At 44.6% G+C, this 15,946-nt stretch carries 14 protein-coding genes; 5 read left to right on the top strand and 9 right to left on the bottom strand.

Annotated elements, in window-relative coordinates; all coding sequences use genetic code 11:
• Positions 1–10: 10 nt before the first annotated feature.
• From DPF91_RS02875 to DPF91_RS02865, 3 genes are all read right to left on the bottom strand, one after another.
• A complete protein-coding gene (locus DPF91_RS02875; protein WP_117232918.1) occupies positions 11–775 on the bottom strand; it encodes a hypothetical protein in 765 nt (254 codons plus the stop codon).
• Between the two features lie 21 nt (positions 776–796).
• A complete protein-coding gene (locus DPF91_RS02870) occupies positions 797–2,173 on the bottom strand; it encodes a DUF1254 domain-containing protein (protein WP_164684037.1) in 1,377 nt (458 codons plus the stop codon).
• A gap of 124 nt (positions 2,174–2,297) precedes the next feature.
• Positions 2,298–3,194, bottom strand: coding sequence for a LysR family transcriptional regulator (locus tag DPF91_RS02865; protein ID WP_117232916.1), 897 nt, complete (start codon positions 3,192–3,194; stop codon positions 2,298–2,300).
• Between the two features lie 142 nt (positions 3,195–3,336).
• Between DPF91_RS02865 and DPF91_RS02860 the strand changes: the two genes are divergently transcribed.
• From DPF91_RS02860 to DPF91_RS02850, 3 genes are all read left to right on the top strand, one after another.
• Positions 3,337–4,887 carry a sulfatase-like hydrolase/transferase gene (locus DPF91_RS02860; protein ID WP_117232915.1) on the top strand — a complete coding sequence of 517 codons (1,551 nt, stop codon included), beginning with the start codon at positions 3,337–3,339 and terminating at the stop codon, positions 4,885–4,887.
• Positions 4,888–4,989: 102 nt separating this feature from the next.
• Positions 4,990–6,135 (top strand): anaerobic sulfatase maturase, encoded by a 1,146-nt coding sequence (locus tag DPF91_RS02855; protein WP_117232914.1) that lies wholly within the window; start codon positions 4,990–4,992, stop codon positions 6,133–6,135.
• Positions 6,136–6,651: 516 nt separating this feature from the next.
• Positions 6,652–7,257, top strand: coding sequence for a vWA domain-containing protein (locus tag DPF91_RS02850; RefSeq protein ID WP_123766747.1), 606 nt, complete (start codon positions 6,652–6,654; stop codon positions 7,255–7,257).
• 75 nt (positions 7,258–7,332) lie between these two features.
• Here DPF91_RS02850 and DPF91_RS02845 read toward each other — a convergent pair whose 3' ends face one another.
• From DPF91_RS02845 to DPF91_RS02825, 5 genes are all read right to left on the bottom strand, one after another.
• Positions 7,333–8,184 (bottom strand): pirin family protein, encoded by an 852-nt coding sequence (locus tag DPF91_RS02845; protein ID WP_117232912.1) that lies wholly within the window; start codon positions 8,182–8,184, stop codon positions 7,333–7,335.
• A gap of 168 nt (positions 8,185–8,352) precedes the next feature.
• Positions 8,353–9,261, bottom strand: coding sequence for a LysR family transcriptional regulator (locus tag DPF91_RS02840; protein WP_117232911.1), 909 nt, complete (start codon positions 9,259–9,261; stop codon positions 8,353–8,355).
• On the bottom strand, positions 9,251–10,153 hold the full coding sequence (locus DPF91_RS02835) for a LysR family transcriptional regulator (RefSeq protein ID WP_117232910.1): 903 nt from the start codon (positions 10,151–10,153) through the stop codon (positions 9,251–9,253). Before DPF91_RS02835 ends, DPF91_RS02840 begins: the two co-directional genes overlap by 11 nt.
• A 133-nt stretch (positions 10,154–10,286) precedes the next feature.
• Positions 10,287–11,327, bottom strand: coding sequence for a DUF2860 family protein (locus DPF91_RS02830; RefSeq protein WP_164684014.1), 1,041 nt, complete (start codon positions 11,325–11,327; stop codon positions 10,287–10,289).
• 80 nt (positions 11,328–11,407) lie between these two features.
• A complete protein-coding gene (locus DPF91_RS02825) occupies positions 11,408–12,037 on the bottom strand; it encodes a nitroreductase family protein (RefSeq protein WP_117232908.1) in 630 nt (209 codons plus the stop codon).
• Positions 12,038–12,264: 227 nt separating this feature from the next.
• Here DPF91_RS02825 and DPF91_RS02820 point away from each other — a divergent pair, with 227 nt between their 5' ends.
• Together DPF91_RS02820 and DPF91_RS02815 are read left to right on the top strand one after the other, a co-directional pair.
• Positions 12,265–13,212 carry a glutathione S-transferase family protein gene (locus DPF91_RS02820; protein ID WP_117232907.1) on the top strand — a complete coding sequence of 316 codons (948 nt, stop codon included), beginning with the start codon at positions 12,265–12,267 and terminating at the stop codon, positions 13,210–13,212.
• Between the two features lie 207 nt (positions 13,213–13,419).
• Positions 13,420–14,340, top strand: a complete 921-nt coding sequence (locus DPF91_RS02815) for an alpha/beta fold hydrolase (RefSeq protein WP_206355533.1) — start codon at positions 13,420–13,422, stop codon at positions 14,338–14,340.
• Positions 14,341–14,511: 171 nt separating this feature from the next.
• On the opposite strand, the gene DPF91_RS02810 is transcribed toward DPF91_RS02815, so the two are convergent.
• Positions 14,512–15,933 (bottom strand): glycoside hydrolase family 1 protein, encoded by a 1,422-nt coding sequence (locus DPF91_RS02810; RefSeq protein WP_117232906.1) that lies wholly within the window; start codon positions 15,931–15,933, stop codon positions 14,512–14,514.
• Positions 15,934–15,946 lie beyond the last annotated feature (13 nt).

The raw sequence follows: 15,946 nt of genomic DNA, 5'->3' as shown, positions 1-15,946 counted from the left end.
CTCAATGCTGCTACAGTTGATAGTTGAATTCGATGCGATGATCACCATTGGAAAAGTCGGTGTTTTCAGTCCAATTCGCAAAGTAACGGACGTTAAACCTAGGGTTGATTTGATACGAAAGCGCAAACTCATGAGTCAAAACGCTATCATCACCTTCCATCCCGTATTCGGTGTAATTGTCGTCACCAGAAAGAGTCGATTTGTACATTGGGTTGTAGTTGAGCCAGATATCATCAGTGAGTGCTAATTTGGCGTATGTTCCCACAACAACGAAGGTGCCAGGGAAGGTGTATCCCCCCATTTTAGTTCCATCTTTAAGCGTATTGTTGGCATAAGCGACGCCCGCTCCAGCTAGGGGATAAAGACTCACTGGGCCCAGCGAAGGTAATGCTCGAATCAAACTGTATGACGCTGACCCTGTTTCTTGTTCTGCGTTATAGGAGATATCAATTTGGGAGCCTTTGCCTGTTGTGAGGTCTGCTCGGAAGTTACGGAAGCGAATCGAGTCGATACTGTCATCTCTCAGGGATTCATCGCTATTAAATCCGACGACTTCCCCCAAAACGCCTTTGACCTCAATAATGTTCATTCCGGCGAGACCTTCAACACCGGTATCATACGTTTGGCCGACTTTTAGGTTCAGGCCTTTATCTGTGATACCTCCACCCACTTGGGTATAAACCGATAGCGGGTCAGACATGTCTTGAACATCATCGCCCGCTAGGGCAACAGGTACACTGATGGCAGGAAGCAGCCAAAATAGTCTTTTTTTCATGGTTTATCTCTTACTTGACGTTTACTGCTTGATCACTTGTGGCATTGAATAGCTGTTATTGAGGACAGCTTGAGTTGGCTCATAAAGGCGTATATGCAGGTAGAAGTCATCTTTGGGCGCGGGTAGCCAGTTGCAGCTTTCATCGATTGGACGCTCATAGCCAATACAGATGGGTAGAGAACCGTCGTTGGCATACTTCAACTCATCTTTGCGGTTGGTTGAGATGGAGTAACGGTCTATCTCGTTTTCTACCATGAACAAATTTTTGGCGTCATACATGGTTAAAGACCAAAATGCGTCTGCTGGTGCATCGGCTGGCATGACCATTTTGTAGCTATGTTGACCAGAAAGTTGTTCGCCATTCGCATCGGTATAGCGATTAGGATAAAGCGCACGCTCAGGCACATTGAGACCCGCAGCTCGTAGGTTGATACTGGCTCGGCTTAAGAAATCGGTACCGTAGCGGCCGCCTTCAAACATCATTGACCAGCCATTATTGGTGGTGCCAACATCGCGGCCTGCGTAGTGGATAATTTGATTCGCCGATTTTAATGCCCGACGTAGACCACGTTGCTGTTCTTGCGAGAGGTCTTGAGCCGAGAATGGCGATTCTCCTCCAATACCGATGTAGTCAAATTGATCCACGATGACGGCATCTTCTTTGATTGGGTTCTTGCGTAGTTCACGGTCAATGAGAGCAAACCACTCCAGTCCCTGTGGCTTTGCCATCGGAGGAATGCGGGAAGTAGCAGCTTTTAACTCGACTGGAGGGTGATCTTTACCTAACTCAGCGACTGGATAGCTAATAAACCGATCATGAACTTGTAGGGCCTCAGGTAGGTCTTTATCGCCAGAAACGCCTGTTCGGTGGATAAGCCAAACATTGTCTGTTCTGGATTCAACGACTTTATCAATGCCCTCTGGAACTGTGCCATTCCAGCCTTCTTTGACCAGTAGGACTTTTGCTCCCTGTTTTCCAGTGTTGCCTTGGTAGAGATCTTCAATGGAGTCTGAGTAGGCATCGAGCAACTGAACGATGTAATAGCGTTCGTTTGTCGGTGGGACCTCTAGCACTATTGGACCTGATTGGTCTAAATCATAGTGAGCTTGAGAATAGAGAGTATCGTTATTGACGGTAGGGACAATGCGATCTTGAGGGCCTGACAGCACACGAGTTTTTCCCATTTGGTTAATGGGAGCCATCGCATTATTCATGGGCGCGTCAACCGAGGTAGACGTTTCTCTTACCGCCGCGACAGTAAGCGGACCTGCACCATAGATAAGTGCTTGTATCCCCAAGCTATAAGCTAACTCCTCTTCAGCAGAAACGGCCTCGTTTGCTAAAATAGGTGTACTCATAACAGAGAATATCGATAGAGCTAATATCGACTTTTTCATCATTTGCCTTCTAGAGTAACTAATTTAATTGGTTACTCATTTAAGCAGGGAGAAAGCAAACCCCAAATCGATAAGAACGTATAGTCTCTATTATGATTTTTAATATCCTACTGCGCCTGTAGAGTTAGGTCAGTAGAGATTGAGCCTGATGATGGAGCCACTTAGTGAGTGGATCATGTCGATTTCTCTGATGAGTGAATAGAGACAGTGGGCGAAGATTAGCCTCCGCCGGTAGCTCTGATGGGATGGGGATGTAACTGAACCGTTCATCTAAATTTTTGACTAGGTATTTGGAGATAATGCCCAAATAGTCGCTGCTCTCAACCAAGTTGAGCATCACCATGACATCACTGGTTCTAACGCTGACCTTTTTCTCCACACCTAGAGAGCGAAATATTTGCTCACTGCTGGAGCTGCTTGAGTCACCATAAACAAGATTCACGCACAATGGGAATTGAAGGACTTCACCGAGCCCGGCTCCTTGATTTAGGGGATGGGATTTACGCATGACAAGAACAAACTCATCGTTGCCAACCTCTTTTTGTAGAATGTTCTTATTGGTTTCCATCGTATTTGCACTAAAACCCCAACACTTGCGCTTGAGTTCTATATCACGCAGGGCATCGAAGCCCCAGTGATAGCAATCAACCGTGATATTTGGTGCTGCTTTAGACAGCTGACTAACTAGAGGCGCAGCAATCGTAGACATCAAAGGTGGAGTAAAAACCAGCGTGATTTCACCAGAGAGTTTACTTATATCCCAAGATTTCTCATCAACATAAAGTGCGTCAAGGCCATCAAGTAACCCAGCCAAACCCTGTAATATTTGCTGGCATCGAAGAGTCGGTTCTAACTGGTTTTTATCACGAACAAACAAAGGGTCGTTAAACTGATCGCGTAATTTCCTCAGCATCACACTGATCGTTGGTTGGCTGACGTTTAACCTTCTCGCTGCAGCAATCGTCTGTTTCTCTTCATTGAGTACAATCAAGAGCCTAAGTAGGTTGAGATCTTTTGTCATATGAGGGTTTCTAATTCTGATGAGTAGAATTCAAGTATAAATCAAACCTATAGCTAATTTATTAAAAATATTAATAAACGCTATATGCCTAACAAATGCCTAATTCACTTAGTATCTCTGTGTCCTTTACTGGAGAGATATTATGAAACGTCTTAACAAATTTGCAAAAACAGCGGTAGCAATCTCTATTGCCACTGCCGCAACAATGAGTGCTCCAACTGCATTGGCGAAGGCTCCGAATATTGTCACCATCATGCTCGATGATGTCGCACCAATGGACCTATCCGCCTATCACCGTGGCTTAGGGGCTGTGAGAACGCCGAATATTGATCGCATCGCTGAATCTGGAGTGATGGTCAGTGATTACTATGCTCAATCAAGCTCTACTGCCGGCCGAGCAGCCTTCATTACAGGCCAGTATCCATATAGAACGGGTTTAACTTCGGTTGGCCAGCCGGGTTCTAAACTCGGTATGCGCCAAGAAATCCCGACTCTCGCCGAGCTACTGAAACAAAAAGGTTATGCGACTGTTCATGTAGGCAAATCCCATTTAGGCGATAACAACTCACATTTACCTACGGTAAACGGTTTTGAAGAGTATTACGGCTTCTTATATCACCTTAACGTGATGGAGATGCCTGAGCAGCCAGAATTTCCTAAAGATCCTAATTTTATCGGTATTCCGCGCAACGTGATTCACTCAGTGGCAACTGATACGCATGACAGCACAATCGACCCACGCTTTGGTGAAGTGGGTAAACAAAAGATCACAGATAAGGGTGCGCTAGGCAAAGAGCGCATGAAGAAGATTGACCAAGAGTTCCTTGAGTTTGCAACGGACTGGCTGGATGGGCATGAGAAAAAGAATGACGACCAGCCTTACTTTATGTGGTTTAACCCATCACGCATGCACACCATTACTCATGTTGGTGAAGAGTATTCTGGCGCGAGCAATACGTCGACTTACTATGATGCGGTGATGGAGGTGGATCAGCAGATCGGCGTTTTACTCGATAAGCTTGAAGAGAAGGGTGAGCTCGACAATACCATTATCATGTTCACCTCTGACAACGGGGTTAATCTTGATCACTGGCCTGATGCTGGTGCGGCTTCATTCCGTGGCCAAAAGGGCACTACATGGGATGGTGGTTTCCGAGTTCCTATGTTGGTGAGTTGGCCTGAGAAGCTTCCTCAGGGGACTTATGTTGACGGTATGATGTCGGCAGAAGATTGGCTGCCAACACTAATGGCTGCGGCAGGGGAGCCCAACATTAAAGAGCAACTGCTTGCTGGAAAGATGGTTGATGGTAAAAAACGCGTCGCCCACATCGATGGTTACAACCAGATGGACATGCTTGCAAATGGAGGGGAAAGTACACGAAATGAATTTTTCTTCTACAACGAGGGTGACTTAAACGCGGTGCGTGTCAACGAATGGAAGGTGCACCTGAAAACCAAGACCACATGGACCGAGCCTGCAAAAGCGTGGCCATTTGGTGTGTTGGTTAACATTAAAGCCGACCCGTATGAACGCTCCCCAGATACCCATGGCTGGTACCACTGGATGAAGCAGAAGTCTTGGGTACTCCCATACTTCTATAGTGCGATCGGTGAGTATCAGAAGTCACTCAAAGAATACCCACCAATTCAGAAAGGTACCGGTGTAGGTATGGGAAATGACACCATTGAATAACGAGTGAGAGTAATCACGCTGCTCCTTGAGTAGCGTGATTATTGGCTTTAAAAAACACAGGGATTGTATGAATTACCGATAACAAACACGCAGAGAATAGTGATGACACAAACACTCCCATTCAGCTTAACTCTCAAACCTGTTGGTTCAACCTGCAATCTAGATTGTAGCTATTGTTATTACCTAGCTGGTGACACGGGCTGTGGCTCACCAATGGATTTCCGTACCCTCGATAAGAGCATCAAAAATCATATTCAATCCCAGCCGAAGCATGCGAAAGCGGTGGATTTTATCTGGCATGGTGGAGAACCTCTGCTTCGTGGTCGTGACTTCTACCTACACGCTTTTCAGCAGCAACAACATTGGGCTGGTAATAAGAGTATCGCCAACACCTTTCAAACGAATGGCACCCTGATCAATCATCAGTGGGCACAGCTGTTTAAAACCCACAATGTGATGGTTGGGGTCAGTATTGATGGGCCGAATTTACTTAACGACATCAGTCGAATCGACAAGTCTGGTCATTCTAGCTTTGAGAAAACAGTGCGTGGAATCAATCTGCTCAAAGAGCACGAGGTCGAATTCAACACTCTTACAGTAATAAATAATCGTACCTACCATCATGGGGCAAAGATCTATCAGTTTTTGAAAGACACCGGCAGCACATATCTGCAATTCCAACCCTGTATTGACCATGAGCTTGATCGACGTTCTGACTACGATTGGTCGCTAAATGGCGAGCAATGGGGACGGTTTCTGTGCGATGTGTTTGATCAGTGGTGTCAGGAAGACATTGGCAAGGTTCATGTTCAGTTCTTTGAAAACTGCTTAATGATGCTGATGGGTCACCCAAGTCAGATGTGCCACCACAGCGAGGTATGCGGTCAGCAGCTTATGCTAGAAAAGGACGGGCAAACCTATAGCTGTGATCACTACCATTATGATGATTATCAGTTGGGCAATGCATTAGACAACAGTTTGCAAGAGCTGGTGGCGGGCGGGCAGCAAAGAACATTTGCTGAGAACAAACGCGATAGGCTCAGCCAAACCTGCCTTAGTTGTGACTTTTTGCCTTTGTGTAACGGTGGTTGTCCTAAATATCGAATGAACTTTGAAGAGCAACAACAAGGTGTCAGTCAACTATGTGATGGCTATCGAATGTTCTTTACCTACGCACTGCCAAGATTACTTAAGATGGTGGATGCGATGAATAGGGGTTATTCCGCGAAGTTTTATCAGTTGTTTTAAGTGAGTTTTTTCGTTGAGAACCTATAGGGGCAATGGCGCTACTGTAGTTATGTTATCTAGTGGAAGGCTGATTTTGGCTTACAGGTTAGAGGTAGAGGCTTTGTTCTAACTAGGTAATCCGCTAGGTGCAAATTTAGTAGGACATGTAAAACAGCCTTGTCCATTGATGTGTTGGCGTGATCACCACTAGCGCGTTTGTACCCCTTTTCGGATTAGAAACTCATTGTCCTATAGCTATCATAGTGTGTCACTGTTGGGGCCTCTTGCCAGCTAGAATCTGTGTTCTTCACACTTTGTTGATGAGCGTTTGACCTATATTTTCTATACAGTGTAATGTCGGGTGAAGTGGGAACTTACTTACGTTTTATTTTGAAAGTGGTTGAATTCATAAGAGTTCGTTTTTGGCCAGTTTCGTAAAGCCGAATAAATGGAGTTATTCAAATTTTGTCTTTTCTCTACACTGCCTTTGAACAGGTAACCCAGCGCAATCATCAATCTGATATGACTCGACTACCGATGAGTATACTTGTGACGCTGACTGATTCTTCAAGAGGCAAAATTATCAGTGAAGTCAATCAAGCCATAGAGTCCTTCTTATTATCTGTAAGAGACACAAATACATTGGCCGAACAAGTAGAGGTCGCGTTACTGGAGAGTCGTGAGTACGTGACGGTTCATAGCCCTTTGAAGCCTATCAATCAAACCATATTTCCATTGTTTTCTGCCAGCAGTGAGCACAGGGCGCTAGGTCAGGGGCTTGATGTTGCGATTAACATGCTCAGAACCGCAGTAGCAGAGAGTAAGCAAAAAGGGCACACTTGCCGACGGCCATGGTGTGTAGTCATCACTGATGGCCAAGCTAGCGATGTATGGGAAGATACCGCCGCTCGATTGAAGGCGTGGAGTGAAGATCGTTCTATTATTCCAGTTATTATTAACGTTGGTGATAAGGAAGATGGACTAGATGAGTACTCCTGTATCCCCACGTGCCATGCAAGTGGTGAGCAACTCAAGGAGATACTCGATTGGGTAAAACAAAGCATTGCACTAGTCGCCTGCGCAAACCCGGGAGACACCGTGCGGTTGTTGTCTCCGCCACAATTTGATGTGCAAACAATATGAGTAAATAATTGGAGCAACAAGGCTCTGAAATTTAAAAGCCAGCTCGCGGGCTGGCTTATGGTGAAACAATAAGGATTACTTGTAGGTCTCAAACAAACCTTGGTTGTAATCGTTGATTGCTTGGTTAATTTCATCCATGGAATTCATCACAAACGGACCGTAGTGAACAACAGGCTCATCAATGGGTTTACCAGCTAGGATCAGAGCACCTGAGTCCCCATTTGCCATTAGGTTGACTACCTCTCCTTTTGATAAGAAACCTAACTGCCCTTCCGATAACGCCAGATCCCCGACAGAGAGCGAACCTTTGTACACATAAATCATCGCATTAAAGTCTTGGTTAAGCGCAGTTTGCAATGTTTGGTTTACCTGAGCTCGCCAATCGATAAAATTAATTGGGGTGCCCGATTTCTCTAATGCACTTTCAACAAGAATGTCATTGATAACGCTGTCTCCCGCCAGCACTCTTACTGTGCCTAACTCTGGCGAAGAGAGTTGTGGGATCATCTCTGGCTGAAAATCGGCATACTGCGCAGGCTCATATTTGTCCGTTGAATGTTGATTAATCCAGATTTGAAAGCCATGGAGCTGCCCTTCATCCATCATTGGCATTTCGCTATGAATAATGCCGCGCCCTGATGCCATCCACTGAGCACCACCACTTCTTAACTGACCAGAATTACCAAGGCTATCTTTATGTTGGAAGTGCCCTTTAATCATGTAAGAGAACGTCTCAATGCCTCGGTGCGGGTGTGATGGAAAACCACCAATGTAATCCTGACTGTCATCAGAGCGAAGCTCATCAATCATCAGGAATGGGGAAAATTGTTTGATGTTAAACCCTGAAATACGTTTGATTTTAACGCCGTCACCATCAGAGGTTGGCTGAGCATTTAGGGTTTTAATTACTTGTCTTACGGTGGTCATATTCTTTTCCTCTTCGGTCAAAAGTCCCGGCTTCGGAGCCGTGTTTTGTTGCGGTGAGGAGATTATAAGAATTGATTAAAATTTGATTAGAGGGGTAAAAAGCAAATGACTTTTCCATCATTGGAAAAGTCAATCTGATCAGAGGTAGGAGGGATTATTTTGTTGAACCTACCCCATTCCTACGGTTTTTAGCCATGCGCCATTTTCGTGGGCGTTAATCCAGTCAATGCAGTGATCGATGTAAACCCGAGTAATACTCGGCAGCAGTTTCTTTCTCGGGTAAACAAGCTTAAAAGTGATGTCTTGCCCATCGTCTACCTCAAATAGCTCGACTAAATCGCCAGCCTCAAGCTCTCGAGCGCAAACCGCAGGAGGAATATTGGCAATCCCTTTTCCTTGAAGTGCAAAATACTTCATCAGGCGGAAATCGTTACTCTTCAAAATCGGTGTTATCGGATAGGCCTTACCATCAAACATCCATGATACATCTTGGTTCGCAGTGCCAACCGATATACAAGAGTGAGAGGCAAGTTCTTCCGGGGAGTTTGGTTTACCGTGCTGCTCTAGATAGTGCGGGGAGGCGACGATCACACGAGTTGAAAGGCAGATCTCTCGTACAATGTAGTTGGGGTTAGTCACAGGCAGCAGTACAAGCGCGACATCAATCCCATCATTCACAAAGTCTACATTGTTTGGCTGACAGGTCACCTCTAAATCAACCAAAGGGTATTTATCTTGAAAACTCTCAAGCACCGGCCACCATGGCTCAAAGTTAATGGGAAGAGAGATCCGGAGTTTACCCTTAAGCTCTTGCTGTTGATTCATCACGGCGAGCAAACCTGCCTCCGCTTCCTCTATGCTGCGCTGGGCAAACTCGTAAAAAGTTTCACCGGAATCAGTGAGTCGTAGGCTTCTTGTCGATCGCTCTAGCAGCCTAAGCTCCAACCCTGCTTCCAATTCGCTGACCTTTCGACTGACGGTAGACACAGGAATATTGAGCGCTTTCGCTGCACCAGAAAATGAGCCTAGCTCAACCACACTCACGTATATTTTTGCCGCGTTATAATCAATCGTCATCTTGGTCACTGTTCCAGTATTCAGCTTGTTCGTCTTTGGTGAATTGAAATGCGTAATCAATGAAGGTGCGCGTTACTCTAGATAGATGTTTTCGGCTTGCATACACCAAGTGGATATCAACGGTGGGTGAAGCGCATTGCGGGAGGATTTCGACAAACTCACCACTGTCAATTTCACTTTGGCGAAACAGCGGCGGAAGCTGCGCTATTCCGAAATCGTGTTTAACAAGATCCCTTAACACACTGAATTCATTCGAGCTTAGGTAGGGGGAGATTTTGATTTTTTCACCGTCTAGGGTCCAATAGGACTCGAACCCAGGATCTTCACGAACGAGGCAGTGAAATTGGCCAAGTTCAGAAGGCGTTTGAGGCTGCCCATGGAGATTTACGTAGTTTTGGGAAGCGACAAGAATAGGGGTCACGGTCGTGATTTTACGACTGATAACCGAAGGATTTTCGCTTGCTTGGTACTGAACAGCAACATCGATATGGTCGGCGATGAGGTCAACTTCTCTTGAAATACCAAGGGTTTGCAATTTCACCTTTGGGTATTTTCTCATAAAGCTCTTTAATCCCTCCCAACCAATCTCGAAGTTAGGAGGTAATGCGATACGTAGAATGCCTTCCACCTGATCTTGCTTTTCTTCAAGCGCCATCACCCCAGCTTCCATTTCTTCCACGGAACGCAGCGCGTATTGATGCAAGGTTTCACCTGCTTCAGTAAGCCTTAGGTTTCTGGTCGAGCGCTCCATCAGTTTCGATCCTAAAGACTCCTCAAACTCACTGACTTTTCTACTGACGGTGGAAACCGGCATTCCAAGGGTTTTCGATGCGCCAGAGAAACTGCCTTGAGTCACGACTTCCGTAAACACTTTGAGGCTATTGAGATCCAAAGTACTCTCCCAAAAATGAAGGTAATAAACTGAATATTAGTCTAGCCTTCCTAATAATGAAAAGAATGTTGCAGGTTATTTTGTTTGGAAAGCTAAGCTAAAAAATCCATAACTTCATTATGTTAGGGCCAAATTAGAACTGGTAAAGCATCCCAATAGATGCCGTTGCAATATCTGAGTCATAAAAGTCGATGTTTGAATTGCCGTTACCGTAAGCAAAAGAAGTCACAAACGACGTATCCTGCCAGTTAAATGGACGAGCATAAGAGAGCACCATTGATGCTGCGATACTGTTATTATCTTCAACTTCATCATGGTTCCAAACGGGGTTGATTTGGTCATACTCACTGTAGCTGTAGGCCATCTGACTCACGAGGCTAAAGCGACCATTTAGATAGAAGTAAGACAAAGACATACCGAAGCGATCATGTGCAATGGCTTCACCATCTTTATCTGCTCGCTCTGCGATCACCGTAGGTTCAATATGATGACTCGAGGAGAACGAGTGCAGGTAACTCACGCGCATTGTGGTTGTCGTGCCGGTACGGTCGAGCAAATGCTGCTCGCTCTTTGTTAATATCCCTTTATCAACAAGAGATTGGCCTGAGTTTTCTTCAACCACATCAATATCTTTGAATGACATTTCCACACTAATGCCTTTATCGAACATATTGTCCCACCCAAGCTTCACGCCGTTCATATCGCGATCAGCCTCATTAGTTTGCTCGACATTGAACGGGTCTTCGTAAACATGAGTAGGAAGTACTCCTGAAGTAAGGAATGCGATGCTGGCAATCCCATTCCCTGGTAGACTTTTTCTCACGCCAAACTGAGTGGTTAAGTCATAACGCAATACATCTTCCAACTCATTACCAAGGTAAAGCTGTATCCCTTCACCGGCGAAGGTGTAGTTCAACTCTCCGGTGAATACGCCTGACATGCCATTCTCGGAGGACGGGGAATCGTTTAAGCCATTGGTCGAGTTATGCTCAACGTGAGTCAGTGAATTTCCCGCGACACTATTGCTTGAAAACTGGGTACTCGTTGCTCCAATAAGTAAGAAACCGTCGAAACCGGACTCTTTTGGTAGCTCATGAAAGCTGGCAGCAGGAGAGACAGAAGGAATGCTCAAACACGCCACAACGATCGCTTTTTCTAAGAAAGATTTTTTCATTTTGTTGTCCATTTAAAGAAATCATGAAAAAGAAAGGCACAACTTAGTGCCTTCTTAAACAGTGCTGTTTTACAAAGGCATTAAACGATCGTGAGTACGTCTTTAATTTGTAGGCGTGGTTTTTGAGGCCAGTTTTCTTCGCCCTCAAAACCAACCGGAATCAGCATCGCTGGTACAGCGGTTTGTGGAAGGTTAAACTCATTTTTCACCGCTTCTGGGTCGAAACCGATCATTGGACACGACACCATGCCCATCTCTTGCGCGGCTAGCATCAGCGTCATGCCACCTAGTGATGCAGAGCGAATCGCCTCATCACGTTGAAGAGTGGGATTGTCGCCATACATGTTGGTTACCGCACCAATCCAGCCTTCCACCATCTCTTTAGGCAGCACACTTTCTTCCTCTGAAGCCTCAAGTGCGCGGCTGATTAGGTTTTGAGGCTCAAGAAGGCCAGATACGATAAAAGTCACGGCGGCATCTTCAACCTTCTGCTGACCATAAGCCGCACCTTTAAGCTTGGCTTTTTGGTCAGCCGAATGAACCGCGACAAAATGCCAGTTCTGAACATTAAAAGCCGTAGGTGCTTTTGTCGCATATTCAATCAGCTTGTTGATCGTTAATTGGTCAATCGTTTTGCTCGAATCGAAATTATTAATCGAGCGGCGGGCATCAATCACATCAAGCGTTGTCGATTTACGTTTAAAGAACATAGTTTTCTCCTAAAAGTGAATTTGGCTCTAGGCCGTTGGCATTTCGGGGAGCAGTTTATGGTCAAAATCGTTTGCTGATTAGATAGTGAATATTCAAATCACTTTTCCAAAAATAGGAAAGTATACCTTTCCATTTTTAGAAAAATCATTTCTGAAAAGCCCCTCTAATCAATGTCCTCTCTTTGTTTTTTAATAGCGCCAACAAAACATGATTAGGAGAAAATGAAATGGGAAAACTTATTCAAGGGAAGTGGTTTGATATTGGCTACGACACAAAATCAAATGGTGGACGATTTGTTAGAGAAGATGCTGGCTTTCGTCATTGGATAGAGAATAAAGACCATGCCATGTACCCTGCCGAGTCAGGTCGCTACCACCTTTATGTCTCTTATGCGTGTCCATGGGCACATAGAACGCTGATTTTTTTAAAGCTAAAAGGGCTTGATAAGCATATTTCTATCACCGTTGTGAATCCAGATATGCTGTCTAATGGTTGGACAATGTGTAAGCCAGAACCTCTTTTGGGCTATCACTTTTTACACCAGTTATATACTCACGCTAAACCAGACTATACCGGTCGAGTTACCGTACCCGTGCTTTGGGATAAGCAAACACAAACCATTGTCAGCAATGAATCTTCAGAAATTATTCGTATGTTTAACAGCGAGTTCAATCACTTAACGGGAAACCTAGATGACTTTTATCCTATTGATTTACGTGCTCAAATTGATTCATGGAACGAGTTTATCTACCCGAATATCAACAATGGGGTATACCGTTGTGGCATTGCGACTTCACAGCAAGCGTATGAAGAAGCATTTGATAATCTCTTTGCTGCCTTAGATAAGCTTGATGAGCATTTAGGATTCAATCGCTATTTATTGGGACAAACACTCACCGAGGCGGATTGGCGCTTGTTCGTTACTCTTATTCGTTTTGATGCTGTCTACGTTGGTCACTTTAAATGTAATAAGAAGCGTATTTCTGACTATAAGAATCTACAAAATTACCTGAAGGATTTATATCAACATGATGGAATTGCAGAAGTGACCGATTTCTTTCATATAAAGCGGCACTATTACTTTAGCCACACCATGATTAATCCAAGTCAAATAGTGCCAGCAGGCCCTGACCTCGATCTGCTTAGTCCACATGGCCGTGAAAAACTCGCGTAAAAGCAATTTTAGCCCCAGCTTTTAGTCTTCTAGAAGCTGGGGCTTTTTTGATCTTGGCTATTCGTTTTATCTTTCCATATTTAGGAAAGTATTTTCGATTTTGACCCTCTAATCATGAAGGTTGAGTTGAGGTTTAATACACCTGTTCCAACGGCAAGCCGTTATTAAAAAGCACATTTAAATTCGTTAATTATTTAAGGTTCTATCATGAAATCGACAATTCAACTTTCAAAAAAAACAATCTCAACTCTAGGTAAAACACTACTCGTTAGCGCAATGGCCCTTACCGGTGCAGCCGCGCATGCTGAATACGTACAGATTAGCCCTGAACTGACTATGCACTACGAAACAGCAGGCCATGGTGAAAAAACGATTGTTTTCACGCCTGGTTGGCTAATGTCTGCAAATGCATTCGAAAAGCAGCTAGCACATTTTGAAGGTTCTGATGAGTACACCGCAATCGCTTATTCACCGCGCAGCCAAGGCCTTTCAACCAAGACAATGGAAGGTAACACCTATATGCAGCACGGCCGCGACCTTGCAGCATTTATGGATAAGCTTGAGTTAAAAGATGTAACACTGGTAGGTTGGTCTTATGGCGTGGCAGAGACTTTGTCTTACGTGAATCAATTCGGTGACGATAACCTTAACGGCCTAATGCTGATTGATGCATCGCCAAAAATCGCAAGTGAAAGCTACGCAGACTTTACATGGTACCTACGTGATGATTCAGATGGTCGCTCGAACTGGTCTACTACCACCATCCTAGAAGACAAAAATACGCTAATCGACAACTTTGTTCCTTGGATGCTTGAAGACACAGAAAACCAAGAAGCCGTGAAATTCTGGAAAGACATGGCACACCAAACGTCAGCTTCAGCAGGCGCAACCCTTAACGCGACGGGTTTCTACCTAGACTACACGGCAGAGGCACAAAGCTTTGATGCTGAAAAGCCAATGGCATGGGTGATTCGTGATGAGTGGAAGCCAGTGGCTGAGAAGTGGATCGAGAAGAACACACCAAACGCATCGGCTTCTTTCTTTGGTAAGCACGCTATGTTCTGGGAGCGTCCAGAGCAGTTCAACAAGGTTCTGGATAGCTTCCTAAAGGACGTTGAATCTAAATAGTACAGTGAACTGAACGGATAGCTTGGCTATCCGTTTTACCTTAATGCCAGACCCTAGTTTAGTACTTATGCTAGGGCACTAATTTGATGTGATGAATATGGGTTACTCCACGCAGTTCTATCAGTTGTTTTTAGCGAGCTACTGATATCAAGGACAACAGCTCGCTTGTTGCTAGGTCGGATAGTTTAGTGTTTCACCTCGACTCTCTATAATGCTTTTATACCAATGGAAAGAAGCTTTTTTCTTTCTGTCTAGGTTGTGTTGGTGGTCTACATAGATGAAGCCATATTGTTTTTTATAGCCATTCAGCCAGCTAAGTAAGTCAATTGCTGACCATGCATAATAGCCTTGGATGTTCACACCTTCATCGATTGCTTTTTTCACCGCGACTAGGTGGTCATTAATGAAGTTGATTCGAGGAATATCACAAACTTCACCTTCAATAATAGGATCTTCATCGCCTAGACCATTTTCGGTGATGTACATAGTCACATCACCGTAATAGTCTTTTAGAAGCCTTAGCCCATCAACAAAGCCTTCTGGTGAAATTTCCCAGCCCCACTTGGTGTAACGCTTGTCTTTCATTGATACGCTGCGGTATTCACCATCAAAGCTTGGGTTGCCAGGAGCACCTGTGGCATTTTCTCGTGAATGCTCAACGTGTTCTGCTTGGCCAAGAATTCTTTCTACTCGTACGGGTTGATAGTAGTTCAAACCAATAAAGTCGTTGAGTGGAGCTGCTTGGGTTAATGCGAGTCTTTCTTCCTCAAGTATTTCAGGCATCCAACCGCGATCTTCAAGGATCTTAAGTACGTAGTCAGGATAGTTACCTTTTAGAATCGGATCATAATACCAGTTGATGCCAAATTGGTTGGCATGACGCTCTGCCCATTTGTTTTCTACGTTATCGTCAACTGAAAATGCAGGAGAGAATACGTGGCTTAAGCCGATATCACCATATTGTTTTAGCTCTTTGTATGCGAGTACTGCTTTCGCATGAGCTGAAAATACATTATGAGTGGCTTGAAAGTAGAGCTTAGGCTCATCCTTAATACCTGGCGGATGGGCACCAGCAAGGTAGCCGTGACCGCAGAATACAACCGTTTCATTGAAGGTTATGAAGTGTTTAACACGGTCCCCAAATGCTTCAAAACACACTTTGGCGTAATGAACAAATGCATCAATGGTTGCTTTATTCGTCCATCCACCTTGTTTCTCTAGTTCCAATGGTAAATCCCAGTGGTACAGAGTTACAAATGGTACAATTCCGTAGCTTAAGCATTCATCGATAATACTATTGTAGAAATCGATACCCTTCTGGTTCACTTCACCAGTGCCGTTAGGGATGATACGTGGCCAAGCGATAGAAAAACGGTATGACTCTAGCCCCATTTCTGCCATGAGTCTAATGTCTTCTTTATAACGATGGTAGTGATCTACAGCTAATTCGCCCGTTGTGTTTTCAAAGGTTTTGCCTGGGATTTTAACGAATTCATCCCAGTTACTTGGACCCTTACCATCTTTATCGATTGCGCCTTCTATTTGATAAGCGGCAGTGGCTGCGCCAAACAGAAAACTGTTGGAGAATTTCATAATCTTTTCCTGG

Source organism: Vibrio maerlii, assembly GCF_003415655.1.
In the GTDB taxonomy this organism is placed as follows: Bacteria; Pseudomonadota; Gammaproteobacteria; order Enterobacterales; family Vibrionaceae; genus Vibrio; species Vibrio maerlii.
This window is presented reverse-complemented; position numbering and strand designations above follow the sequence as displayed.